The sequence below is a fragment of the Pseudomonas sp. BSw22131 genome (assembly GCF_026810445.1).
GTDB lineage: Bacteria > Pseudomonadota > Gammaproteobacteria > Pseudomonadales > Pseudomonadaceae > Aquipseudomonas > Aquipseudomonas huanghezhanensis.
This window is the reverse complement of the sequence record NZ_CP113949.1, coordinates 1588422-1613741: the sequence shown is the minus strand read 5'-3', so window position 1 is coordinate 1613741 and position 25320 is coordinate 1588422. Positions and strand designations below refer to the sequence as shown.

The 25320-nt window shown below is 54.5% G+C and carries 24 protein-coding genes, 1 tRNA gene and 4 pseudogenes; 13 read left to right on the top strand and 16 right to left on the bottom strand.

The features are described from left to right. Positions 1-8: 8 nt before the first annotated feature. Positions 9-497 (bottom strand): Hcp family type VI secretion system effector, encoded by a 489-nt coding sequence (locus OYW20_RS07225; protein WP_268800019.1) that lies wholly within the window; start codon positions 495-497, stop codon positions 9-11. 162 nt (positions 498-659) lie between these two features. On the opposite strand from OYW20_RS07225, the pseudogene OYW20_RS07220 reads away from it, so the two are divergent. After that, a pseudogene (locus OYW20_RS07220) lies at positions 660-870 on the top strand (DDE-type integrase/transposase/recombinase); the annotation flags it as partial. Positions 871-1043: 173 nt separating this feature from the next. Beyond that, positions 1044-1324: pseudogene (locus OYW20_RS07215) on the top strand (hypothetical protein); the annotation flags it as partial. Between the two features lie 10 nt (positions 1325-1334). Here the strand turns inward: OYW20_RS07215 and OYW20_RS07210 are convergent. The 11 genes from OYW20_RS07210 to dapA form a co-directional block, all read right to left on the bottom strand. Further along, positions 1335-1853 (bottom strand): hypothetical protein, encoded by a 519-nt coding sequence (locus OYW20_RS07210; protein WP_268800018.1) that lies wholly within the window; start codon positions 1851-1853, stop codon positions 1335-1337. A 319-nt stretch (positions 1854-2172) separates the two neighbouring features. Then, positions 2173-4179 (bottom strand): DUF3732 domain-containing protein, encoded by a 2007-nt coding sequence (locus tag OYW20_RS07205; RefSeq protein WP_268800017.1) that lies wholly within the window; start codon positions 4177-4179, stop codon positions 2173-2175. After that, entirely contained in the window at positions 4176-4637 is a 462-nt protein-coding gene (locus OYW20_RS07200) for a three component ABC system middle component (RefSeq protein ID WP_268800016.1), read from the bottom strand. The genes OYW20_RS07205 and OYW20_RS07200 overlap by 4 nt, the downstream gene beginning before the upstream one ends. Continuing rightward, positions 4630-5856 (bottom strand): hypothetical protein, encoded by a 1227-nt coding sequence (locus tag OYW20_RS07195; RefSeq protein WP_268800015.1) that lies wholly within the window; start codon positions 5854-5856, stop codon positions 4630-4632. Before OYW20_RS07195 ends, OYW20_RS07200 begins: the two co-directional genes overlap by 8 nt. Before the next feature lie 272 nt (positions 5857-6128). Then, the gene (locus tag OYW20_RS07190) at positions 6129-6923 is read right to left on the bottom strand and encodes a retron system putative HNH endonuclease (protein WP_268801072.1); all 795 of its coding nucleotides are present in this window, start codon (positions 6921-6923) and stop codon (positions 6129-6131) included. 5 nt (positions 6924-6928) lie between these two features. Continuing rightward, entirely contained in the window at positions 6929-8296 is a 1368-nt protein-coding gene (locus tag OYW20_RS07185) for an AAA family ATPase (protein ID WP_268800014.1), read from the bottom strand. Positions 8297-8566: 270 nt separating this feature from the next. Beyond that, a tRNA-Ser gene (locus OYW20_RS07180) sits at positions 8567-8656 on the bottom strand. A 92-nt stretch (positions 8657-8748) separates the two neighbouring features. Further along, positions 8749-9459 (bottom strand): phosphoribosylaminoimidazolesuccinocarboxamide synthase, encoded by a 711-nt coding sequence (gene purC / locus OYW20_RS07175; protein WP_268800013.1) that lies wholly within the window; start codon positions 9457-9459, stop codon positions 8749-8751. 49 nt (positions 9460-9508) lie between these two features. Next, positions 9509-10267, bottom strand: a complete 759-nt coding sequence (locus tag OYW20_RS07170; RefSeq protein ID WP_268800012.1) for an MBL fold metallo-hydrolase — start codon at positions 10265-10267, stop codon at positions 9509-9511. Then, positions 10268-11386, bottom strand: a complete 1119-nt coding sequence (gene bamC / locus OYW20_RS07165; RefSeq protein ID WP_268800011.1) for an outer membrane protein assembly factor BamC — start codon at positions 11384-11386, stop codon at positions 10268-10270. 17 nt (positions 11387-11403) lie between these two features. After that, complete coding sequence (gene dapA, locus OYW20_RS07160; protein WP_268800010.1) at positions 11404-12282, bottom strand: 4-hydroxy-tetrahydrodipicolinate synthase; 879 nt, start codon at positions 12280-12282, stop codon at positions 11404-11406. 326 nt (positions 12283-12608) lie between these two features. Here dapA and OYW20_RS07155 point away from each other — a divergent pair, with 326 nt between their 5' ends. Further along, a complete protein-coding gene (locus tag OYW20_RS07155; protein WP_268800009.1) occupies positions 12609-13172 on the top strand; it encodes a glycine cleavage system protein R in 564 nt (187 codons plus the stop codon). Between the two features lie 9 nt (positions 13173-13181). After that, complete coding sequence (locus OYW20_RS07150) at positions 13182-13655, top strand: peroxiredoxin (RefSeq protein WP_268800008.1); 474 nt, start codon at positions 13182-13184, stop codon at positions 13653-13655. 103 nt (positions 13656-13758) lie between these two features. Here OYW20_RS07150 and OYW20_RS07145 read toward each other — a convergent pair whose 3' ends face one another. Further along, complete coding sequence (locus tag OYW20_RS07145; protein ID WP_268800007.1) at positions 13759-14829, bottom strand: AI-2E family transporter; 1071 nt, start codon at positions 14827-14829, stop codon at positions 13759-13761. Between the two features lie 30 nt (positions 14830-14859). Continuing rightward, a complete protein-coding gene (locus OYW20_RS07140; RefSeq protein WP_268800006.1) occupies positions 14860-15111 on the bottom strand; it encodes a sulfurtransferase TusA family protein in 252 nt (83 codons plus the stop codon). Between the two features lie 150 nt (positions 15112-15261). Here OYW20_RS07140 and OYW20_RS07135 point away from each other — a divergent pair, with 150 nt between their 5' ends. Beyond that, positions 15262-16695 carry a M48 family metalloprotease gene (locus OYW20_RS07135; RefSeq protein ID WP_268800005.1) on the top strand — a complete coding sequence of 478 codons (1434 nt, stop codon included), beginning with the start codon at positions 15262-15264 and terminating at the stop codon, positions 16693-16695. A gap of 114 nt (positions 16696-16809) precedes the next feature. On the opposite strand, the gene nadA is transcribed toward OYW20_RS07135, so the two are convergent. Beyond that, the gene (gene nadA, locus OYW20_RS07130) at positions 16810-17868 is read right to left on the bottom strand and encodes a quinolinate synthase NadA (RefSeq protein ID WP_268800004.1); all 1059 of its coding nucleotides are present in this window, start codon (positions 17866-17868) and stop codon (positions 16810-16812) included. A 280-nt stretch (positions 17869-18148) separates the two neighbouring features. Between nadA and OYW20_RS07125 the strand changes: the two genes are divergently transcribed. The 4 genes from OYW20_RS07125 to OYW20_RS07110 all read left to right on the top strand — a co-directional run bounded on the left by OYW20_RS07125 (position 18149) and on the right by OYW20_RS07110 (position 20253). Further along, on the top strand, positions 18149-18577 hold the full coding sequence (locus OYW20_RS07125; protein ID WP_268800003.1) for a DUF2628 domain-containing protein: 429 nt from the start codon (positions 18149-18151) through the stop codon (positions 18575-18577). A gap of 34 nt (positions 18578-18611) precedes the next feature. Continuing rightward, complete coding sequence (locus OYW20_RS07120; protein ID WP_268800002.1) at positions 18612-19313, top strand: hypothetical protein; 702 nt, start codon at positions 18612-18614, stop codon at positions 19311-19313. A 73-nt stretch (positions 19314-19386) separates the two neighbouring features. Then, a complete protein-coding gene (locus tag OYW20_RS07115) occupies positions 19387-19656 on the top strand; it encodes a hypothetical protein (protein ID WP_268800001.1) in 270 nt (89 codons plus the stop codon). Between the two features lie 99 nt (positions 19657-19755). Next, a complete protein-coding gene (locus OYW20_RS07110; protein ID WP_268800000.1) occupies positions 19756-20253 on the top strand; it encodes an NADAR family protein in 498 nt (165 codons plus the stop codon). A 106-nt stretch (positions 20254-20359) separates the two neighbouring features. Here the strand turns inward: OYW20_RS07110 and OYW20_RS07105 are convergent, their stop codons facing one another. After that, complete coding sequence (locus OYW20_RS07105; protein WP_268799999.1) at positions 20360-22900, bottom strand: HWE histidine kinase domain-containing protein; 2541 nt, start codon at positions 22898-22900, stop codon at positions 20360-20362. A 387-nt stretch (positions 22901-23287) separates the two neighbouring features. Here OYW20_RS07105 and OYW20_RS07100 point away from each other — a divergent pair. The 4 genes and pseudogenes from OYW20_RS07100 to OYW20_RS07085 all read left to right on the top strand — a co-directional run. Next, a pseudogene (locus OYW20_RS07100) lies at positions 23288-23620 on the top strand (aminotransferase class III-fold pyridoxal phosphate-dependent enzyme); the annotation flags it as partial. After that, complete coding sequence (locus OYW20_RS07095) at positions 23610-24185, top strand: aminotransferase class III-fold pyridoxal phosphate-dependent enzyme (RefSeq protein WP_268799998.1); 576 nt, start codon at positions 23610-23612, stop codon at positions 24183-24185. The pseudogene OYW20_RS07100 and the gene OYW20_RS07095, both read left to right, overlap by 11 nt. Positions 24186-24213: 28 nt before the next feature. Next, positions 24214-24483, top strand: coding sequence for a hypothetical protein (locus OYW20_RS07090; RefSeq protein WP_268799997.1), 270 nt, complete (start codon positions 24214-24216; stop codon positions 24481-24483). A 224-nt stretch (positions 24484-24707) separates the two neighbouring features. Then, positions 24708-25149 (top strand): annotated as a pseudogene (locus OYW20_RS07085) (adenylate kinase); the annotation flags it as partial. Between the last annotated feature and the right edge of the window lie 171 nt (positions 25150-25320).

Sequence of the window (25320 nt, the reverse complement as noted above, 5' to 3'; positions counted from 1 at the left end):
CATTAATATCAAGAATAGATCTTGTTGCTGATTCGATCCCATCCACCTGAGACATTGCCTGCTCCACCACCATCGGCACGGCTTTGCTGTGTATAAGTAGTTTTTATCCTTCCGTAGTTCAGACTAATAGTTTCACTCGGAACACCATCATTAGCATTTTGCGAGTAATTAGAAATAATTACCTCCTCCAATGTGATTTCAAAATATTTGAGCTTATCACCTCCTGCCCGATGCAAAGTCAGAACGACTTGACTCAAGTGTTTTCCTGCGCATATGGCTTCAATTATCTTGCAGCTAGCCTTATCTAAAGACTTTGTAAATGTAAAATCGCTTAGTGAAGTCCGCCCCGAGGGTGCGCCTCCAGCAGAACTGGCAGTAGCTGAAGTGCTTTGGTGCATCCCAAAGCCATATCCAGTTATCTCTATGCAGTCTTTGTACTTGTCGTCTAGTGATTCACCTGGGATACCTTCGATTTTTACATATGCGTCAAATGCCATTACAGAATTCCTTTTGCCATTAATAAAATTAAGTCAGAGCGCCTTAACGTTGATAAATTGCTTTTAGCAAAAAGCAGCTATCTCATTCATCAATGTATCATCTTGCCCGACGTACCGGCAAGCAGTGAGAAAATCATAGATGTGAGTAGTTCCTTACCCAACAAGGCCAGTGAGCCGAACAAGGCCTGGGTGACAGATATCATTTACATCCGCACTTATGAAAAATCCCTCTACGTGGCGGTAGTTCAGGATCTCTTCTCACTCCGAGTAATTGGTTGGTCAATGAAGCCAAGGATGTGAAGAAACCTGGCTATCGACGCGATGTTGATGGCCGTGTGGCGACTCAAGCCACAGCAGCAAGTGATGATTCATCAGACCAAGGCAGTTAGTTCAGTAGTCTTTGACTACCTCGCCTTGGTTTTTAGAGGTTTCCTTTACGGACGTAATGTAGAAAATTGCGATGATAAATGCATACCTCCATGGACGCTAGCCTCAACCTAAGTTTGGTAGGTGGCTTGGCTTACCTGCGTGTCCATGGACCAACACCTGCCCGAGGTGGAGAGCAGTGTGTTCCTGATCCCGTCAGACTTCGGGGGGGCGCAACGAGCGATCGGGCCTAAAAACGGCGACGAGAGACCGGTTGTGCTTAACACGATCGCGAAATCGGTCATCGTGAGGAGGAAGGAAAGGCGCTGCTCGGACACAAGAACGGCAGTATCACCAGCCACTATTCCGGAGCGGAGCTTGAAAAGCTGATTGAGACTGCGAACATGTTCTCAGCAACCGATTCACGCGAACCGGTACCGAAAAGCGGTGGTGTCCCCTGAAACGGGAAACTTATGGTGATGTCATTTGCTTCCGCTGTGCGCTGAGAACCTCGGCCATAGTTTTTCTAACTTTCTTAGTTTGGCCAGGGTACCGACCGGTCAATAACCGACACGCCAGAGCGAAAAGGACACTGGTAACAAAAAAGAACACCCCTATTGCGATGATCCACCAAGCATATATGGCATTGCTTAATGACTCTGCGAAAGTAAACCAAACTACGGCAATGAAAGTAGCTATCTGAAGTAACCATCCAAACCAACCCCAAGCAGTCTGTACGGTACCGCAGAGGTCAGATAGTCGATTGCTAATACGATCGTTACTAAAACGCTCAGAAGTCGAAGCGATAATTCTGGAAAACAGCCTTTTATCGGCTAAGTCGTCTACAGCTACCCCGAGTGTTATCGCAAGTTTATGCTGTACGACTTTTTTACTCCTCTCGTTCTCCCAAGAGGAAATAAATAGCACGATCACGCCAAACGCCATTGTAGCTACGACAGCACCCAATGTATGCAGTATTGCAATGAGCATCGATAATCTCCTTTCGCCTACCGATGCATTGAAGCACTGATTTGCTATCTGCACAGCTTGGTACAATGGCGCACAGCAGCCTGATGCGGCCTCAGGGATTCATTTTCCGCCCTAAAAATGCCCTAAAAAAAACGTCGGAAACGAAAAAGCCCCAGTAATCTTCAACGATTACGGGGGCTTAGTCTTATTCAATAATGGCGGAGAGATAGGGACGCTCTGCGAAATGCTCTGCAGCACCCGAAACACGAGCACTACGGGGACTACCGCTGAGTTTTGGTACAAAATACTGGTACAAAAAGTACTATTTCCGCTGGGTAGGTCAATCGGCGATCAGGCCTCTAGTCCTCCAGCGTGCGCGAACAAATCTCTCAAACACATACCCATTATCAAGAGTCAGCCTGTCGGCGTGGTCGCAGACAATGACCTGTGGCATCACACCGGTTTCCTTAAGCGTCTCATCACAGAACCGAGCAAGCTCGGTGAACATTTCCGAGACCGCGCTCACATCGTCGTCGAGCGTCTTTCCGGTCTTTCTGTCCCCACGAAGGTCAGCAGCCTTGAAATCTTCGGCATCATCGGTTGACGGGAAATACACCTGCGTGGGCTGATCCAGAAACAGAATGGGCGGAATCTTGCACTTTGCGTCATGAGCTGCGAATTGATAATGCAATGCCATGAACAGTGTCAAATGGGAATACAACCAGTTTGCGCCGCTCCCCATTGAGCGCAGGAATATTTTCTTGGGGAACCCACCGTCACTAGGCTTCTCATGCCAAAGATCAAATGTATCAACATCAAATTTTAAAGATCCTGTCCTATACGTTTCTTCAAAATCAAATCTGCTCCCAAACAACTTCATTTTCTTGTTGATATCATTTGTGAGGGCCCACAATTTTGATTCGACATCAAACTTGGCCATCAGCCCTTCGAGTTCCTCAACCCGCTTCTGCCAGTGTTCAACCATACCTGCCATCTGGGAAGGCGGCCGCTCGATACAACGTTCAATCGCCAGCTCCAACTTGAGCTTGGCCTTTTGAGCCGAGGCGTCAACGGATTTGGATTTATCCAGCCGTTCGGCCTCCTCATCCAGCGGTTTCAGGGCCTTCTGAACGACATCCAACTGCTGACGCAGCTCCTTGATTTCACCGTCCACCACCCGGCGCTCTTCACCAAACCCTTCGCGCGCGTATGTGGAAAGCTTCAGTTCCTCATTAAGCCAGTGGATGGCAGCAGAAAGCTTATTTGCCTCATCTTCGGCAACATCGGATTGTGAGGCACAGACTGGGCATACCGTCTCCTCTAGACTGGCAGACTTAGGGATAGCAAGTGAGGTCAAGGACTCCCCAAATCCCGATGCCTGCTCCGTGGACACCTTCAATAGATAACGTTTGTTCAAGGCTTTCTGGATGCAGGCCATCAGATCGGCTTTCTTGACCTGCAGCTCTGCCCGTTTGGTTTCAAACGCATTTGACAGGCCATCAACCCTAACAGCTATACCAGTCAGATGAGTAAGCGCCGCTTTGGGTTTACGCCAGATATCATCAGGAGTCAGATCCGTTAGTTTCTGGCCAGCCAGTGCCTCGTATTCTGCGAGGTAACGGGCGAATTCTGCGAGGAAATCTGCCTCGATCTTTTCCTGCTTGGGTACCTGGGCGAGCGCCCTTTTCAACTCGTAGTAGGCCTCCGTATGCTCCTTGGCAAGGTCAAAATAGTCCTCACCGACGATCCCCATGAATATCTTGAAATGCTCGATCGCTTGGTCGCGCTTTCGCTTTTCCTCGAATCGATAGAAGATCGCATGCTTGTTTGCGACCAGGTTTTGATGCTGCAGCATGAAGGACGAAAAGCTACGAACCGAAGGTGTGGCGCTTTTTTTGCCCGTGATGTCTTTGAGCAATGGGTCAACGTCGATGTTTTCGAGCGTCACCTGAAAATACCGACCCAGGCTCTTGAGAAACTCATCCCGGTGCTGGAAAAACGACGGGGCGAAAAACGCGCTTGCGTCCTCTATAAGCGTATGTACATCGTCAATGGCTGGCCCATAAACCTCGCGAATGAAGCAACGCTTCGTCCCTAGTAGCCGTCCAATGACCACCACAACGGTCTGGAACCGCAGGGCTGTAAAAAACAGCTTGGCCCGCTCGGTGATGACGCCTTCTGGTATCGTATCTTCGGAGCTGCCCATGCAGAAATCGAAAATATCAAGAATGGCGCTCTTACCCTTGGATGACTTTCCGGTAATGATATTCAGTCCCGGCTCAAAAGGCACAGAATGAACCACGTCATCTTGGTCAACCACCCCGATGTATCTTACATAGCACTTCATAACGACTTGAGCCCCAACATCCTGTAAATAGAGACGACGCTTTCGTCAGAAAACACCATTGCCAATTTCTTGCTGTATCTAAGCAAATTTTTATCAGCGTTCCCCGACCGAAGCTTGTTGATGGAAAGCACCGACATCTCTGGTGTGACTTCCAGACTCTTTTCGGCTGTCAATATCAGCAACGCAGCATTGGTGATGGGTTTGAGCTCTTTAACGCGTAGTGCTAACCCGAGCAGCCTGCCAGTGTCGGAAGTCATCGTCCTGACGGAGCTACTACGTTTGGCAAGGTGCAGAAATGACTGCATCGGTTTGTAAGTCACTAATGGGAGGACCAAGTAGCTCAGTAGTATGTCTTTTTCTCTCGACTCCCACTCATCGTAAAAGCTCTGAATTACTGGCGCCAAAGCGTACGGCGTCCTATGCAATGTGTAGAGGTGATCCGAGGCCAAATTACTCATTCCATAGCCTCCAGTGAAACTCCTCGTCCTCATCGCCAGGCACATCGTCGGCTAGCATATGGTAAATACCATTGCGAAACTCGGTCATCGTGCTTTCCAAGCCACAGAACTGTTCAACATCAGTGGCATGCTGATCCAGATAAAATTTCATGGACTGGGTCTTGAGTTGCGTCGCGCAAGAGATCCCGAAGCACTCAAGCATCGCACTTTCCCGGCCATATAAATGACGCTCCAGATGATTATTGATGTATCGATCAACATCGCTCTTGAATAGCTCGCCGTCCGCATAGAGGTCAGAAATCGTCGTCTCAGCAACAAGACGATGCAAAGCTGCCCTCTTAAGGAAATGTTCCCCACCAATCCCAACTATTTTTCTAGCAAACAACTTAGGCTTGATCTGCTCAATATCGATCGATTTCTTGAGCGCAGCCACATCCACCGGTGGAAAGGTGGTCGGGTGCTTCATGTGGAGCTTGGTGAGCTCGGTCAACTTGTTGGTAAAAGCTTCATGGGTGATTTTCCACCCCTTCTGCACGAGCTCGGTGCTGCTCATGAAGCCAAGGAGGTCATCGATAAACCTTTGGTGCTTAGAAAGGCGAATGATCTTGAGGTTGGTTGTCACGAATTTTTCGAGACGGTGTGCGAGTGAATCTGCGCCCGTTGTTATCCGCATCCGCTCAAGGATATCCATCAGATCAGCGCGACGCTCGGCGGCCATCACATACTGCTGCAGAGATTGAACCTTGGAGAGTTTCACAGCATCAGGATCATGATTTTTTGCAGTCGGCGTCGCCACTTTCTTCCCCGGCTGCGAGGCTGCGAAAATTGTCTCCAAGACCTCAAGCCTCGCAGTTGGAGATATCTCATTCCATCCCTTCAGCAGAGTCTGATCACCAAATTCCTGGGTAGTGAGCAATACCAAGCTCTGGTAGGAAGTGCGGTCAAAGTTCTCATGCAGCCAGTTCTTAAGGGTGTTCCAGAGGTTGGTGTGGCTATCGGTCAACTTGCCCGTGTACAGCTTGACCTCTGTCTGATTGACACCTGGGACGGTCACATCACCAAAGACCTCAAGCCAAAGACACTGCCCAGGTTGCAAGGCGTAGCAGTAGTCAACCGCAACTAATAGCTGATATTGGAGTGCTTTGAAGAGAAGTGTGGCATCGAAAGGCAGCTGAGAATCACTAGTTGCAGCTGACGGGACAGGTTGCGTCGTATCCATACATTTTCCACATTATGGCTTCTTCCTTGACCACCGATCCGTCTGACATAAAGGGCGCAGCCATAGATTGGGCTGAGCCTCAAGGTCCCCTAGGAACCTGTGAGCCGGTGGGATAAGGCATGGAGCCCGCTATGCTATAACTGTATAAAAATACAGCACTAATCACTCGATCAGATATATAGTATCAGCTTGGAAAACATGCGGTATCAAAAAGCCATTCCGGCTGGTTGACACTGATACTCAGCGAAGCGTTAGCGGGACGGTTATCGCCATCACCCACGATACTCGTTGTTTTGTAGATATCGCTCCGCTGCGGCCCCTAGACAGAAACGGATAGTAGTAAAAAAGCCTGGCCACCGCTGCTGTAAAAAACGGCCCGCCAACTCATCCATACCTTGCTGTGGTGTTTTCGCAGCATCACGCAGTCGCTTTTTGTTACGCTCGATATTCCAAAGTACGCTCTTCCGAGCCTCACACAAACGGTCGCAGTTTAGATTCAGCATGTTGATCGTGTGCTCTACCAGCGCCTGAGTAGTAGGATGTTTGTTTCCCTCCACGCTGACTTCCGAGCAACATTGCCCATCTGGCAACAATTCCCCAGTGCTTTTTTCTAGGAAAAATAGCCTGGGGAAAGCGGGCAAAGCCACCGGATTGATAATCCACCCCTCGCAGCATTCCTCCAGCCGATGGATCTGAATCATTTTATCCTTGTGCGCATCGCAACTAAGGTTTTCAGGTAAAGGCTCTTTCGTATAAGGCAAGACGTGATGTCGTTGTGAACCGCCCATGCAGACAGCAATCATGTTCTGCCAGTCCAGTGCCCAGTTGTAAGGTGTTGCCCTGTCTGACTTGGGATGAAAGTGCTCGACGCGGCAGTGCGTCGGATCGAGACTTATGATCTCAATTTCACAGAATGCGCAGATGCCGCCTTGACCTTCAATCAGGCGTGGGCGAATAACGTCATAGACCGCACGCCCTTCTGCATCCTGGCGCATCTCGTCCCAGCCAAACGTCGGATTGGCTTCTCGATAGGCTTTCAATTCATCAGGCTCGGCAGTCCTTGCCACCCGCTTCAATCGCCCAACTCCCATTTACGATTGTCGATTTGCAAGTCAGCATCCAACAAAGCAGGTTCCTGCCCTTGATAGCGCCGATCCAATCGCTCGCGAAGCGTTTTTGCACGCTCACTGCTCCATTGGTCTCGATCAACTAACGCTAGGTACTCTTTTAATTCTTGTGTGGCTGGATTACCAGGCGGACGCACCTCTTCCAGCCCCAACACCTGCTTCAGCATTCGCTCCGGTTCCGAACCCTCCGTACCGGGCGGCGCCGAATAAACCTTATTACCCCGGAGAATACGAATCGACTCCGAAGGTACAGTCGTCAATACCTGTGGGCTGTGAGTGGTCACGATGAATTGAAGTCTGGGAAATGCATCTCTAAGCTGCGAAAGAATCGTCTGCTGCCATCGAGGGTGAAGATGCATATCCACCTCATCAATGAGCACGATTCCTGGCGTAGACTTCGCGGCGTGGGCCCCTAGTTGGCCATTGAGCTTAGTTGCTCGAAATCCGATATCCGCAACCATGCCAATCATATTGCGAATACCATCACTCAATAACTCAACAGGAAGCTCACCGAAATCATCGTGATGGGCAACCAAAGCATCCCGCGAGAACGAGTACTCGATATTCTTCCAACCGGCGGGTTCGAGGCATGCATTGACGGCAGCACTGACTGATTCGATATACCCGTCAAATTCGCTTACGACAGCCGTTTCTCTCAGCTCCAAGGCCTTGATACGCAGCTCTTTGGCATTAAAGTTCCAGTACCGAAACCACTCCACGAACGCTTTGTACTTGGATGCAGGGTCCAAGCAGTCGGTATACCCGACAGTGCGAGACGTCCGAACAATTTTCTCGGACCATGACTGCCTTTTCTGATTTTTCTGTTGCCACAATCGACCAGTGCCATAATAAGCGAGCAGAGGTAAGACCACATCGCTGCCTGGCGTACGAACAGCTTCCTGCATACGCTTGCCGTAATCTCTCAACTCCTTTGCGTCCTTGACCGACGTCTTGGTTTTAGTCGGGCCAGTGAGGCTCCGTCGCCATATTGATGGCAAATCATCTAGTCGCTCTGCGACGCTACCAGGGATCATACCTCTCGCTTCGAGTCTTACTCCCTTGGCGGAATACTCCATCTCATGGGTAACCGTGGTTCGCGCTCGGACCTGACGAATGTCACTAGGCTCAAAATGCTTGCCAACAGCCTCATCGAAGGCCCCAACATAAGGCCCAAATGCTATTGCGATAGCGTCGAGAATCGATGTTTTACCTGCACCATTGCTCGCAACCAAAACGGTAAGTTCCGGATGAAAATCAATTTCGAGCGCATCAAAACAGCGGTAATCCCGCAAAGATAGCTGATTGAGTTTCACGGATTCTCCTGCAAAGTTAGGGCGTTGAGCACGTGCAGTCTAAGAGTTTACTCCGTTGGAGTGGGCATGGGGTGCCTGACGCTTATTAAACAAACGAAACGGATACCTCGAGGGATTTGGCCAAGACTTCATACTAGATTCGTCAGATCAAAATTAAGCAAAAAAAAACCCCGATCCAAAAGATCAGGGCAATTTTCTTGGTACAAAGCGCTGGTACAAGATCGCCTTACCAAACCCTCATAACTTATTGATATATAAGGATTTTTAATATGGCGGAGAGATAGGGATTCGAACCCTAGGTACTGTCGCCAGTACAACGGATTTCGAATCCGTCCCGTTCGGCCACTCCGGCATCTCTCCAACGGCGCGAATCATAACAGCTCAATCGCAGAACGCGAACACCTTTTTAAGGATTTTTCGCGTGCTATCAGATGCTTGCGTGACTTTCCGGTTTAGAGCGGTACGCCCAGACGCTGCGCGACTTCTTCGTAGGCTTCGATGACGTCACCGAGGCCCTGGCGGAAGCGGTCCTTGTCCATCTTCTTGCGGGTCTCTTTGTCCCACAGGCGGCAACCGTCCGGGCTGAACTCATCGCCGAGGACGATTTCGCCGTGGAACACGCCAAATTCAAGCTTGAAGTCGACCAGCAGCAGACCTGCGTCGTCGAACAGCTTGGTCAGGACTTCGTTGACCTTCAGCGACAGCTCTTTCATGCGCACGAGTTGTTCAGCGGTGCCCCAGCCGAATGCCACAACATGGGATTCGTTGATGAACGGGTCGCCCTTGGCATCGTCCTTCAGGAACAGTTCGAAGGTGTAAGGATCAAGTTTCTGACCTTCTTCGATGCCCAGACGCTTGACCAGGCTACCGGCTGCGTAGTTACGCACAACGCACTCGACGGGGATCATGTCGAGCTTCTTCACCAGGCATTCGTTATCGCCCAGCAGCGCGTCGAATTGGGTTGGAACGCCCGCTTCTTCGAGCTTTTGCATGATGAACGCGTTGAACTTGTTGTTCACCATGCCTTTGCGGTCGAGCTGTTCGATGCGCTTGCCGTCGAACGCCGAGGTGTCGTTGCGAAACAACAGGATCAAACGGTCAGCGCCGTCAGTGGTGTACACCGACTTGGCTTTGCCGCGGTAGAGTTCTTCACGTTTTTCCATGATGGGCTCCGCTTGCTAAATAGTTGGGCTAGGCGCCCCTTGTGGGACGCTAGGCGATTTCGCGCCAGTCGAGCCCTGAATCTTGATCGGCCAATTGTAGCCAGTCCGGATCGCACCCGAGGGTGTCGACGAAACATTGCCTGGCCAGATGCGGCAGGTTGTTCTTGCTGCTCAGATGGGCCAGCACAAGGTGCTGCAAACCTTGCCATCCCAGCTCGCTCACCAGGTTTGCGGCCTGGTGGTTATTCAGATGCCCTCTCTCGCCGCCCACCCGTTGCTTCAGGAAGTACGGGTAATGGCCACGCGCGAGCATGTCGCGGCAATGGTTGGACTCGACCATGAGTGCATCGAGCCCTGTGTAGCTTTGCAGCACAGCGGGGCAGTACGAACCGAGGTCTGTCAGCAAGCCGAATCGACGTCGTCCGTCATTGAACACAAACTGCGTCGGCTCCAGTGCATCGTGCGCCACCGACACCACGTCGATCTCAAGACCACCGACTTGGAGCCCCTGCCCGCCCGCCAGCACGCCAGCGACATCGACAGGCTTGCGCAGACCGCGAAACGTACCGTCACTGAGGTAGACCGGCACGTCGTAGCGCCGGGACAACAAACCCACCCCATGCACATGATCGGCATGTTCGTGGGTCACCAGAATCGCGCTCAATTGCTTGCCACTGACGCCGAGTCGGTCGAGCCTGCGCTCGGTTTCCCGTAGAGAGAAACCGCAATCGACCAGCACGTACGTGTCGTTGCTGGCAATCAGCGTGGCGTTACCCCGGCTGCCACTGCCCAGAACCGCGAAGCGCACTTAGCCGAGGTTGTCTTGAATCACACCCAGTACGCGACGGGCAATTTCAGCCGGAGCGACGGTGTTGATGTTCTTCTCGACGGTGACTTGAACGTTGTCACCCACCTTGCTCAGACGGACCTGATAACGGTCTGCGCGGGCTTCGATCTGCTCTTTGGACTCGTCACTGCCGAACATGCGTCCGAAGAAACCGGGCTTGTTCTCGGGACGGTCGGCTTTTTCAGCCAGGTTGATGTAATAAAGGCCCAGGCTACGGTTGATGTCCTCAACGCGCCAGTCGCCCTGCCCCAGCGCACGCCCGACACTCGACCAGGCGCGATCAAGGTCGGCGCCCAGGTTCAGAACCGGGTTGCCGCTGCCGTCTTCGCTCAGCGAAACGCGGCTTGGCGTGTCGTAGTCGCGCGCAGCGACCAGAGACACGGAACCACCTTTCTCGGCATTACGGCTCAGGCTTGCGAGCATGTCATCGGTGAGCACCGAGTCGAGGCCGACATTGGTGCTGTTGGATGGGAAATCGGCCTCAGCGGTGCTGCCGGCGGGACGCTGAACGCTCACCACGTAGATTTCGCTGGTGTTGCGCTGAACGCCTGGCTCGATACGAACCCGTACGCGGGTTTCCGTGTCAGCAGCCGAACCGCCCGTGCTCATACGCTTGGAAACAGCGGCCGAGAGTTCGTCCATACGCTGCCAGGTGGTGTTGAATTCACCGGTCGCAGGACGATCTTCGGCAATGCGGAAACCGTTGTCTTCAAAGTACTGATGCGCCACAGGCCAGACTTCAGCCGGGGAACGCTGGGCCAGAATCCAGCGATTGCTGCCGCTTTTCTGCAGGCTGAAATCGGTGGAATCCTGAGCGGCGGCCAACGGCTGCGGACGCGGCACCTTGAATTCGCCCCCCTTTTGCGCATCGTCAGCGACGTTGCGCGGAATCGGCAACAGCGGATCCAGACGCTTGGATTCCTGAACGCCGGCAGGCAACTGCATCGGTGGTTTCTGGGTTGCTTCCAGATAATCGCTGCTGCGATCACGGAAATAACCGTCTTGTCCAAACAACCAGCTGCAACCGCTGGTGCTGGAGATAATCAGGGCTAGTGCGGAAAGTCCGGCCAGTCGCTTCATTGCGTATTGCTTCCTCATTAAACCAGTACGCCGGACTGGCGCAGGGCCTGACGCAGCGGTTCTTGACAGGCTTCGCTGAGCCGGGTGAGCGGCAGACGGATACCGTCCGGCATCAAACCCATTTCATGCAGGGCCCATTTCACGGGGATAGGGTTCGATTCGATGAACAATGTCTTGTTCAGGGGCATCAGTTTTTCGTGGATAGCGCGAGCGGTGGCTGCGTCTCCAGCCATCGCCGCCTTGCACAGGTCACTCATGGCGCGTGGGGCAACGTTGGCGGTGACCGAAATATTGCCTTTGCCACCCAGCAACATCAGCTCGACGGCCGTAGCGTCATCGCCGGAGTACACCAGGAAATCACTGCTGACGCCCGCCAGGATGTCCCTGGCGCGCTGCAGGTCGCCGGTGGCTTCCTTGATGGCGACGATATTTTTGATGCTCGAAAGACGGATAACGGTCTCGGCCTTCATGTCGCATGCGGTCCGGCCCGGCACGTTATAAAGAATCTGCGGAATGTCGACGGCTTCGGCGATGAACTTGAAATGCTCGTACAGGCCTTCCTGAGTTGGCTTGTTGTAGTACGGCGTGACCAACAGGCAGGCATCAGCCCCGGCATTCTTGGCGTTGGTGGTCAGCTCGACCGCCTCGCGGGTGGAGTTGGCGCCCGTTCCGGCAATCACCGGGATACGGCCGTTTACCTGCTGAACGACGCGCCGGATGACTTCGATGTGCTCGTTGACGTCCAGAGTAGCGGATTCACCCGTGGTGCCGACGGCAACAATGGCGTTGGTGCCCTCTTGCAGGTGAAAGTCCACCAGTTTGCTCAGGCTGTCCCAGTCCAGACGACCTTGTGCATCCATAGGTGTGACCAGTGCCACCATACTGCCCGCAATCATGCAAACCGCTCCTGCCGGAAAAAGAGAGCGGTAATGGTACTGGCGCCATCATCCTTGCACAAGCGAAGTACCGCGCTACTGGCATTCCCCTGAGCGACGGTTTTCGCTACCCTTCGATCTTTGATCGGTACTGGTCACCTGTTCAGCTCGTTCGATCACCTGTTTTCGTCGTCGCAAACCCCGCCCAGGCGTGGTCACGGCTAGCCGTGGCCGGCTCACACGAGCCCGAATCGCTAGCAACGCAGGGCTTTTTGCAACGACGTCGCTCGTCGGATCCGCTGCACAAGCCAATAATGTACCGACCGCTCATCGCTTAGGAATGCTGCATGTCGTCAATCCCCACAGTTCGCGAACAATTCCTTGTCATCAGTGCCCTTGGCGCCAACCCAATGGAGCTGACCAACGTCCTGTGCCGCGCCAGTCACGAAAACCGCTGTTCGGTGGTCAGTTCCCGGTTGACCCGTCATGGCGAAACCAGCGCGCTGATCCTTCAGATAACCGGCAGTTGGGACGCCCTGGCGCGTCTGGAAACCGGCCTGCCGAATCTGTCGAAGAAACACGCCTTCACCGTTAGCGTCGTGCGCAGCGCGTCGCTGGAAAGCCGTCCGGAAGCGCTGCCTTATGTGGCTTACGTGAGTTCGGCGTATCGCCCGGACATCATCAATGAGCTGTGCCAGTTCTTCATCGACCACAACGTCGAACTGGAGAATCTGATCTGTGACACCTATCAGGCGCCACAAACCGGCGGCACGATGCTCAACGCGACGTTCACCGTGACACTGCCCGCCGGCACGCAGATCAGTTGGCTGCGCGATCAGTTTCTGGACTTCGCCGACGCACTGAACCTCGATGCGCTGATAGAACCATGGCGCCCACAAGCACCCATGTAAGGAAGACTCATGGCCGTTGAACTGGATAAACCCGTCGCTGATTTTCAAGTGCAGGCCACCAGCGAACAGGCGGTCAGCCTGTCTGCGCTGAAAGGCCAGCAAGTAGTGATCTACTTTTACCCCAAAGACAGCACGCCTGGCTGCACGACCGAAGGCCAGGGCTTTCGTGATCAGCACGACGCGTTCAAAGCCGCCAATACAGTGGTTTTTGGAGTTTCGCGAGACAGTCTTAAATCTCACGAGAACTTCAAGGCCAAGCAGGCGTTTCCATTTGAGCTGATCTCGGACAAAGACGAATCGCTGTGCCAGCTGTTTGATGTGATCAAACTCAAGAAGCTCTACGGCAAGGAATACCTGGGCGTTGACCGCAGCACGTTCCTGATCGACAAGGAAGGTGTGCTGCGCAAGGAATGGCGAGGCGTGAAAGTGCCAGGCCATGTTGATGCGGTACTTGAAGAGGCTCAGGCACTTTCCAAAGCCTGAATCTGCAGGATCGCGCTTGCCCGCGATTGCGGTGTCAGTCGCTACATCGAAATTTGACGTAGCGCATTCGCGGGCAAACCTCGCTCCAACAAAATGCTTACGCCTACAACAACGGCGCCACCATCGGCTCATTGCGTGGCCAGGCATCCAGCACGGCCTTGAACAAGGTCGCCAGCGGGATCGCGAAGAAGATCCCCCAGAAACCCCATAACCCGCCGAACAGCAACACCGCGCAGATGATCGCCACCGGGTGCAGGCTCACCGCTTCGGAGAACAGCAACGGCACCAGAACGTTGCCGTCCAGTGTCTGGATGATTCCGTAGACCGCCATCAGATAGATGAACTGATCGCTCCAGCCCCACTGGAACAGCGCGATGAATGCCACCGGCACGGTCACCACGACCGCACCGACATACGGCACCACCACCGAAATCCCCACCAGCATCGCCAGCAACGCTGAGTAGTTGAGGCCCATTGCCCAGAACGCGACGTAGGTCACGGCGCCGCATATGAGGATCTCGATGACCTTGCCACGGATGTAATTGGCGATCTGACGGTTCATTTCTTCAGCGACGCGGGTGATCAGCGTGCGCTCGCGCGGCAGGTAGCCGCGCACCCAGCGGCCAATCATGCGGCGGTCCTTCAAGAAGAAGAACACCAGAATCGGCACCAGCACCAGGTAGATCATCATGTTGACCAGCAACGGCAGGCTCGACAGCGAAAAAGTCAGCGCCCACTGGCCGAACTTGCCTATCTCACCACGCGCAACCTCAATGGCCTGAAGCACCTGCTCGTCGGACACCAGATGCGGGTAGCGCTCGGGCAGCAACAGCAACAGCGATTGCCACTTTGCGAGCATGCCGGGCAGCTCGTTGAACAGGGTGATCATCTGATGCCAGAGCAACGGCACCAGAACCAGCAAAAACACCCCCAGTGCGCCCATGAACAACGCAAAGACCACCCCGACCGCGGCTCCTTCCGGCATGCGCAGCCGTTCCAGATGAATCACCAGCCCCTGCATCAGGAAGGCCAGGACCAGCCCCGCCAGAACGGGAGCCAGCATGCCCCCCAATGTCAAAACGATCGTGAACGCCAAGACCAGCAATACGGCCAACACCACTGCTTCCTCATCGGAGAAGTAGCGTTGCATCCAGTCACGAAGCACCTTGAACATCAAAAATCCTTTGGGCGGGAGGTAGCAAAATCAGGCTTTGCGCAGCCAATAGCGATAAACGCCTTCAACCGCCTCCTCATGCAGCAACGCATGGCCAGACAGTTTGGCGAAGGTTCTGAAGTCGCGTTGGGAGCCAGCATCGGTAGCGGTCACTTTAAGAACCCCCCCGACGCTCAGTCGATTGAGTTCCATTTTGGCCTTGAGCAGCGGCAGCGGGCAGTTAAGACCACTGGCATCGAGTTCGGCATCGCAGGTCTCGGGGCGCACTACAGCGTCAGACATCGTTTCTCTCCGGGCAGACACATTCAATTGCATAAAAAAGGCCCACAAAACAGGCCGGAACATTCCCACAGGAGCGCCAGAATACCCCACTCTGGTCAGCAAGCCATTGAGCCAGCTACAGTAAGGTCTTTCTGCCTCAGAGTTTCGTGCATGAATTTTTTGCGCCCCACCCTGCTGACGATTGCATGCTTGCTCGCCATGCCGAGTTCGGCCGATGACTTGCCGTCACTCGGAGACGCCAGCTCTGCCATCGTCTCGCCGCAACAAGAACACGATCTGGGACGGGCCTGGTTGAGCTTGTTGCGCTCCCAGGTTGCCCAACTGAACGACCCGCAGCTGAAGGATTACGTCGAAACCACGGTCTACCGCCTCGCCGAAACCAGCCAGGTTCAGGACCATCGTCTTGAATTCATTCTGATCAACACGCCTGAGATCAACGCTTTTGCAGCGCCCGGCGGGATCATTGGTGTCAACGGTGGCTTGTTCCTGCACGCCGAAACCGAAGGTGAATACGCAGCGGTCCTGGCGCACGAGCTGGCTCACTTGTCACAACGACACTTCGCCCGTGGCGTCCAGGCGCAGCAGCGCATGCAGGTGCCGGTGATGGCCGCTATGCTCGCTGGCATCGTCATGGCGGTTGCTGGGGCCGGGGACGCGGGGATCGCCACCATCGCGGGTACTCAGGCAGCGGCGATTCAAGAGCAGGCGCGTTTCTCTCGCCAGAATGAATCGGAAGCAGATCGCATCGGCATTCTCAATCTTGAAAAAGCCGGCTACGACCCGCGCAACATGCCCACGATGTTCGAGCGCCTCGCGCGTCAGTATCGCTATGACGCCAAACCGCCCGAATTCCTGATGAGTCACCCCGTTACTGAATCGCGAATTGCCGACACCCGCAACCGCGCCGAGCAGGCCAAACCGGGAGGCAAGGAAGACAGCCTGCAATATCAACTCATGCGAGCTCGCGTGGCGCTGTTCTATGAAGAGACGCCCGGCATGGCCGCCAAACGTTTCCGCGCCCAACTGACAGAAAACCCGAAATCCGATGCAGCTCGCTACGGACTGGCATTGGCGCAAATCAAGGCCGGCCAACTGAACGAAGCACGTGAAGGCCTCAAGCCGTTGCTGGACAAAGCCCCGACAGACATTACCTACAATCTGGCGCAGATCGAGCTGGACATCACCAATAACCGTTTGCCCGATGCGCAACAGCGCGTTGAGCGCATGTTGTCGATGTTTCCAGACAACTACCCGCTCAATCAGGAACGCGTGGACGTGCTGCTGAAACAGAACCGAGCACCGGAAGCTGGAAAAGTGCTGGAGAAAATTCTGAAAAGCCGTCCAGAAGACCCGGACGTCTGGTACATGGTTGCCGAAACACGCGGTTTGGCCGGCGACACCATCGGTCTGCATCAGGCCCGCGCCGAATACTTCGCTCTGGTGGGGGACTTCAAGCAGGCCATTCAGCAACTGGAGTTTGCCAAACGCCGCGCAAACAATAACTTCCAGCTGGCTTCACGTATCGATGCACGACAGCAGGAAATCATCGCTCAGGAGCGGGCGGTGAAAGAGATGATGAATTAGCAGCAGCTTTAAGCCTCAAGCCTCAAGCCAAGTTAGCGTTCAGCCTCACGCTTGTAGCTTGTAGCTTGTAGCTTGTAGCTTGTAGCTTGTAGCTAAAAAGCTTACAGCTGCCCCTCAAGCATTCCCTGCGAGCCTCAACCGCGCAGCCTGGGTGAAATCCAGCATGCGCTGCAGCGGCCTGACTGCGCGGGGTATGATTGCTGGATCAACGAATATCTCGTTGGTGCCTTTGCGCAGACACTCCAGCGTACGCTCCAGCGTATTCATCGCCATCCATGGGCAATGCGCGCAACTGCGGCAGGCCGCACCGTTGCCCGCCGTAGGCGCCTCGATGAACACCTTGTCCGGACACAACTGCTGCATTTTGTAGAAAATGCCGCGATCCGTTGCGACGATGAACGTTGTGTTGGGCAGTCTTTGCGCTGCGGCAATCAACTGGCTGGTGGACCCCACCGCGTCGGCCAGGTCGATCACCGACTCAGGCGACTCCGGGTGCACCAGAATCGCGGCGTCCGGGTACAGCGCTTTCATGTCTTCGAGTTGCCTGGATTTGAACTCTTCATGAACGATGCACGCACCGTCCCATAGCAGCATGTCCGCACCGGTTTCGCGCTGGATGTAACGCCCCAGGTGCTTGTCGGGTGCCCAGATGATTTTCTCACCATTGTCCATCAGGCTCTCGACGATTTCCAGTGCACAGCTGGACGTCACCACCCAGTCGGCACGCGCCTTCACCGCTGCCGAAGTGTTGGCATACACCACAACGGTACGCTCGGGGTGCTGATCACAGAATGCTGAAAACTCATCGACGCCGCAGCCCAGATCGAGCGAGCACGTGGCTTCGAGCGTGGGCATCAGAATGCGTTTTTCGGGGGTGAGAATTTTCGCGGTTTCGCCCATGAAGCGCACGCCCGCGACCAATACGGTGCTGGCAGAGTGGTCCCTGCCGAAGCGCGCCATCTCAAGCGAGTCGGACACACAACCGCCGGTCTCTTCAGCCAATGCCTGAATCACCGGATCACAATAATAGTGAGCCACAAGCACAGCATCCTGCGCTTTGAGCTCATCCGCGATGGCGCGGCGGTAATGCGCCTCCTCGTCGGGAGTCAGTGGTTTGGGTTGTTTGGCATCGAGATGAGCCTGAACCAGAAAGCGTTCTGAAATCTGTGTCATGTTCGCTGGACCTGAGTGCGCCTGCGCGCGAGCGCGAAGTTTACACCTGACGTCAGCCAGAAAAAACTGCCTGAACGCGCCAGGCGCTTTTGTTATCCGGCCGCTCTCTTACCGAACAATCGGATTTGCCCTACGAGGCTGGACAGCACCCGCGCAACAACTATCGCCCCACACTCCTACATACTCGCCCGCCTTGTAACGAAGTGTTTTCTGAAGTATCTGACGATGCTTTTTCGAATAACACGTTGCTCATATTCAATACCTGCCACGCGAGATCAATGTGAACACCACAGAAACAGAGCAGCAGCAATCCACCCGCACCTACAGCGATAAATGGCAGGAACGATTCGATTTCTTCGCAAGCCTTGAACAGCTTGACCGCAAAGAGCAAAAAGCCGCTGCCAAAGCGCTGCCGTTCACTAAAAAAATAGGCATGAGCATTAATTTCACCAGCCTTTTCTTCGGCGCTATCCATATGACCGTGCTGGGGATGTGGAGGATCAATCTGACACTGATCGCCATGTCAATAATTGCTTTTATCCTGCTGTTACTTGTTTTGATAGGGCTTAACCTCCCGCCACCGCGATCGCTCACAACTCAATTTATCTCCGTAGTTTCCCTCTGTTATGGAAGCACCACCAACTACGCTTATTACCTGAAAGAGGTCAAAGGCTACAACGGCTGGAACCCGTTCAAAAGAACCCTGTAACACGTAAGCTTTGATTAAAACGGGTGTCGTATAAATGACCACAACAATCTACTGGCACGATATTGAAGACAGCCTGGGTCATTGGGAAGGACTCGACTTAACGGTCGCGTCCTCCTCTACTCGACGACCGCCCTTGCACCTGCTGACCGGCAACAACGGCCGAATGAAGCTTATGCTTAACGATCTGCCACTCTTCTGGGCAACTTCGGAGCACGGGTACGACGGTGCCTGGGTGGTGCGAAACTGCCTGAGCGCGAGCATGGATATGAGCGTCATCCCTATGATTCGCTCGGCTGAAGTAGAGCGGCATGCTTCGCTGGCTCCGGTTGAAAGAATCAAGGCTTGGAGCCGCTTCTTTGTGTCGCGATTGGGTGAGAGCGCTTCCAGCTTCCTGTGCCCAGGGCATTGGCTGGCACAGGGGATGTTGCCAGCCGCAATCAGGTCGAGGGGCGAGGCAGAACGTGGTCCTGCCGCGTGGCACTTCAGCGGCGGCAAGCGAGACGATGTTCGCTTCCCCAGGTGGTCACTTTATGGTGAAGACATCTTGCAAAGCGGTATCCCGCAGCCCGTCAAATGGCATGACTGGAATGACACTCTGATAACGCTTCGCGCGGTTGATCCGTTATCCGGTCGGTTGAAGTGGTGGCGCAAGAAAGCCCGTGACGGCAGCCTGCCGCCGATTTTGCTTTGGCGCATCTCCGGACTGTCGTCTTACGTGCTAGTCGCACGGTCATGACCGCCTGCAGGCTGCGATAGCTGAAAATACTCCGCCGGCATTCATCGTCATCACCTCCGTCAACACCCAGGATATGGGGCTGTGTCCGGACCATCAGCAACACATCATTGAGCGTCTCGCGATACAAAAAGCATGCAATCCGGGCTTCGGCACTGACGCCTTCAACAAGCTACTGATCCAGACGTTCGACGACCGCCCCAACCTCTATCCATCCACCCGCAGCTGGGTCGGCATCTACTCAGAACTGGAATGGATCAGCGAGATCTCTCAGCGCCTGTGCCAGCTGGGCCGCATCGATTATCTCCCGAGCATTGTGGGATATCGTGAGTTCAATGCCCCGTAGTCATCCGAGGAAATCATCTCTTGAAGCGCCACCCATCTTCGGTCGACCTACCGGGAACCGTTTATCAAGACAATGAGCGTGAACCGTGCAGGAGTAACAATGCTCTCCAAAAAGAACATGACGCTTTTCTTTTCCGAAAAGGATGAGTTTTCGAACTGGTATATCTCAGCCTTCGAGGTAGAAGGCATTCGATTCAACTGCGTTGAGCAGTTCATGATGTACCGCAAAGCCGTACTCTTCGGTAACCCTATCACCGCAGCCAAAATCATGAACACTTCCAACCCCAAGGCACAAAAAGCCTTGGGCCGAGGTGTTGTCGGTTTCAAAGATGAAGTCTGGCTTCAGTGCAGAAGCGAGATTGTTGTGACGGGCTGCTACGCCAAGTTCTCACAGGACTTGCGCCTGCGCCGGGTATTATTGGCGACCCGCAAATCGACGCTGGTCGAGGCAAGTCCATACGACCGGATTTGGGGTGTAGGCCTTTCGGGAAGCGACCCGCGCATATTTGATCCTCGGAAGTGGAGAGGAAAAAATCTACTAGGAAACGCACTTATGCAAGTTCGCGAAAGATTGATGAATGACAGATCGTCGAACTGAATCAGGTTCAATTTTCCAGTTTCGACTTCGCTACCCGCCAGCACCGCATCAATTGTGTCGAACAGGATCGGTGTCAGCGCTGTAGGTAATCGGCATCGCTGAAAACCTACGACTGAATCAAGCTCCTTAGACTCACCAGAATCGACGTGCTGTCGTAGGGCTTTCGAACGATGGGGGTGCCCTTTAGATGAACGGGCATGACGATACTGTCGCCATAGCCGGTTGCAAACAGAAAGGGAATCTTGAGCTTCATCAGCTCTTCGGCAACGTCGAGGGAAGTCCCAGTGCCCAGGTTGATATCCAATATCGCCAGATCCGGTTTGCGACGACCCAGTAGCATCATCGCTTCGCTTTCGGAGCTGGCGGTGATCACTTCCTTGACCCCTGCGGTGGACAGTATTTGTTCGAGACCGACTGCAATCACCAACTGGTCTTCGAGTATCAGGACGCAGGCATTGGCCAGATCCGTGAACTCTCCGTCAAGATGGACGGGCGTCAAAACAACGGAAGCACTCTCTGCGGTTAGCGCCAGAGTGAGGTGCTTCGCCGGAATTCTGAAGTAACCCTGAAGACCTTCCGGGACGTACTCAACGGTGCTGGTTCCGCCCAGGTCAAAGGGAATACTGCGGTCGATCAGTACAGAGCCGAAGCCGCGACGGCCAGGAGGACTGACCCGCGGCCCCTGCCGCTCAATCCACGCGATGTCGCAAGCACCGCCTTCATCAATCGTCCAGTTGACATTAAGCCTGCCGACCGCTCGGGAAAGTGCGCCGTACTTTGCGGCGTTCGTCGCTAATTCATGGAGAACCAGCGCCATCACAGAATAAGCACGGGCATCGAGAACGATATGCGGGCCGTTTAAAACAATGGCATCAGCTGACGTACGGTAAGGCGAAAGCTCGGCATCGAGTAGCGCCGAGAGACTGCCACCGCCGTCACCGCGTACGACCTGATCATGGGCCAGCGATAAAGCCTGAATTCGGCCCTTGAGCGTGGTCACGTAGGCATTGAGCGTCTGACCTTCGGCCGTGGGGTGACCGACGAGCGCCCCGATAAGCGCCAGAATATTCTTCACCCGATGGTTAAGCTCTTCATTGAGCATCCGAAGGCGGACATCCGTTTTTGAGCGCTCGTCGGCAAGAAGCTCACTGTTATGGAGAACGACCTCCACAATAGAAGTGCGGATGGCCTCGCCGAACTGGCGATCCTGCTCGGTCCAAGGCAATGACTGCTGATGAACGGTCTCTTTCCAGACCGCAAAACTCTTGCGCGGGGTCAGCCGCTCGTCAGGTGAACCGGTGCCATAGGTCTTGTTAGGGTCACCGGCCCAGTTGAGGGTTTCCACCACCTCCTTACGGAACAGCAGGAGGTAATCCTTCGGATGCTGAGACATGGGAATTACCAGAACGCCTGACACGTCTGCGGCGTATTCCCGTGCCAGCGGATGCGCCATTGAAAGCCGGTTGGAGGCCCAGGTCCGGCCTTCAGCAACCCCTTCTACAAACCGCAGCAGGCTGGGAACGGCATCGTCAGCCGGCGTTAGCCCTTCCACAGACCAGCGGCCCCGTAGGGACATTCCGATGCCGTCACACGGAATCAACACCCGGAAGTCAGCGATCCGGGAAATGAGAAACTCATCAATGTCCGTTGCGCGGTTTGCATCCGTCAACAGCGTATCGAGCACTTGCCTGGCATGAGCGGCAGCTTCCAGCTTTTTCCTGGCCCGAAGGGTCTCGATGTGCATCGAGAGGAACTCACCGAACATTTCGGCAGCCACCCTCTGCCCCATGGTCAACGTCCGTTGCGAGTAATGATGGCAGGCGATCAGCCCCCAAAGCGTTCCATCGACAATGATCGAGATCGACATTGAGGCGCCCACGCCCATGTTGGTCAGGTATTCGCAGTGGATCGGCGAGACGCTTCGCAGATGCGCGTAGGACAGGTCGAGAGGCTCGCCCGACATGTCCAGCACTGGAAGGATTGGAACGGATTTGAATCGAGCATCCGAGATGATCCGAATCGGATTGCGCAGGTAAAGTTCACGCGCCTGCCGGGGGATGTCCGTCGCGGGAAAATATTGGCCCATGAAGCTTTCGAGATCGCCGCGCTTGGCCTGAGCAATCACCTTGCCGGCGCCGTCCTCGCCCAACTGATAAACCATGACGCGGTCATAGCCAAGCATGGCGCGGGCAAGGCGTACGGCATCGAGGAAGAGTTTGTCAGTCCGGTCGATCTCCCGGACCTGGGCAATGATCGTGCGCGCAAGCTCGATGGGCTCGGCGACACTCGCGCCACAAGGCTCAAGCTCGATGATGGCTGAGCCCTTGAACAGATGAGCGGCGACGTCAAAACGCTTGCCTGACGGAAGGCTCAGGCCAAACGTCAGCGCTAACCGAGATGCCTCCTTGGTGCGAGCAAGCGAGTTGCGAATAGTGTGAGCTGACTCTGCCCCAAAAATCGACTCCAGTGACGAACCGTTCAAATCGCTTTTGGTGCCCAGCATGTCAGGTGCGTTTGCCGAATGGCGGAGCACGACACCGGCTGACGCGTCGCAGGCCAGCAGGCAGCCATGCGGCTGGATGCTGCCTGGTATTTGAATCTGCTCCCGATCACAGTTGGTCAGGTTAACGCGAGTTTCAGGAGTCATTGGCCCTGCCGGTTTACAAGAGACCGGCTGCCCTGAGGACTGCCGAGGGGGGTTCAGATTACATGAGCAATATAGCGATGCAGTTTATCTCGGCCAGCCAAGTCTCGTCACCTTGGCGAAGCATACGGGGTGTAGACGACTTCAGGCGCGATGCAGTTCCAAACACAGGTGCGCAGGAGGCAATAAGTGCTCATGAGCGGCAATGAGCACCTGGGCATCATAAGTGCGCCTATTTCAATAATTCGCAGTAAAGAGGCGGAGTATCGTCTTTCTTCGCCGTAATGCTGCTCAAAATACCTCGTAACATGGTGTCACTCACAACGGTCTCTACCCGCACCCGGCCTCTGCAGGAGTGACACTGTGAATTATTTTGACAAGATCGCCGAGATGGACCGCGACAGCGTCCTGCACCCTTTTACTTATTTAAAGGACTACGCCTCTGGTGAGTCCGGCGGGCCGCCGGTGATTGTCGAGAGTGGCAAAGGCGTGTGGATTGTCGACTCAACGGTCCGGGAATACATCGACGGCTTCGCAGGGCTCTACTGCTTCAACGTGGGTTACGGCCGCACGGAAGTGGCCGAGGCCATTGCTCGACAAGCGTACAAGTTGGCGTATTACCATTCCTATGCATCCCACACCGCCGACGTGCTGGCCACACTCTCCGACCGCTTGGTGAAAATGGCGCCTGGCAAGATGTCCAAAGTGTTCTATGGCTTGTCAGGCTCTGACGCCAACGAAACCCAAGCCAAGATCGTGTGGCACTGCAACAATCTGCGCGATTGCCGAAAAAGAAAAAATCATCGCCCGGGAGCGTGGTTACCACGGTTGCTCAGTGGTATCGGGCTCGATGACCGGCCTCAGTTTCTATCACGATCACATGGATTTGCCGATTGCCGGCATCCTGCGCACTGGTGTACCGCACTTTTACTGGGGCGGTGTGCCCGGAGAAACCGAAGATCAATTCAGCGAGCGCCGAGCGGTCGAGCTTGAGGCCATGATTCTTGCCGAAGACCCTGAAACCATTGGCGCCTTCATTGCCGAGCCGGTACTGGGTACTGGCGGCATCATCCCGGTACCGAGCGGCTACTGGGCACGCATTCAGGCCGTGCTGCGCAAATACGACATTCTGCTGATCGCCGACGAAGTCATCACCGGCTTCAGTCGCACCGGCGCGCTGTTCGGATCGTACCTGTATGACATCGAACCAGACCTGATAACCGTGGCCAAGGGTCTGACCTCCGCCTACGTGCCGCTGTCAGCCTGCATGGTCAGTGAAAAAGTGTAAAAAGTGATGGAAGAGGCCACTGACCGCGTTGGCAGTTTCTCTCACGGTTACAGGTATTCGGGTCACCCTCTGGGCGCAGCCGCCGCGAACGCCGTGCTCGACATCGTTGAAGGAAGGCCTCACCGGCCAGGCCGCGCGCCACGGAGCCTACCTGCAGCAGCGTATGCAAGCGTCGTTTGCCGACCTGCCGATCGTGGGCGAAGTGCGCGGCGTCGGCATGATGGCGGCCATTGAGTTCGTCGCCGACCCGACCACCCAAAGACGCTTTGATCCGCACTGGTGCCAGGACGTGAACTGACCGGCAGTAATGGGTCGATTCTGTTGAAAAAGTCAGCTTTTAAAAACGTCGTAGGATGGAACGACGAAAGCTTCTTTATCAGCACGTTGCTGCGTGAAATCTCAGCCTGACACGCTCCGTTGACATTCAAGATTTCAATGTCCGACGCGTACTTTTTAGCTCAAAAATCAAGGCCGATTTTTTCAACAGAATCGACCCATAGAAGACGCTCAAACAATAGATGTACCAAACGGCAGGTCTGCGAGCGCGTGAAGTTGATCCAGCAGGCATCTGGCGAGAATGATTGGGTACTAACTGGTAGCTGCATGGTCTGGGGAGATGCACTACTGGCTGAAGCTGAGTTGATAGTGTTTCGTGGTGACGCCAACACCTGTACGCCTTGATCGGCTGGCGGCTCGTGAGAAGTCCCGCTTTGGGGATCGTATAGCGCCAGGTGGGGACATGCATGAAATACATGTGGGTTTCAAAGAATGGGCTTCACAGTACGATAATCCAGACTTTTCGGGGCACAACCGGGCTTGGCACGAGCGATGGTTGTCACGGCAACCACCCCCGGTTATACAAATTGACGGGACGTCAATCGCTGAAACTATGACAGCAGGAGTCCTCTTGACGGTGTTGCAAACATCGCATTCACGCCCAACACAGAGATCGGCAGGTCTCTGAAAAATCACCGCATTGGCCGATAGCGATTAGTCGGTTACAGCAGTCTTCCGCCAAAAGGGAGCGATCAGCTGAACTGAAGTTTGATCTTACTCGTTGAAATCTGACTACGTCCGGTACTGAACCAGCGCTAGCTCGCTAGTCTGATGCTAGACTTTGCGATGCCGTCGTCGG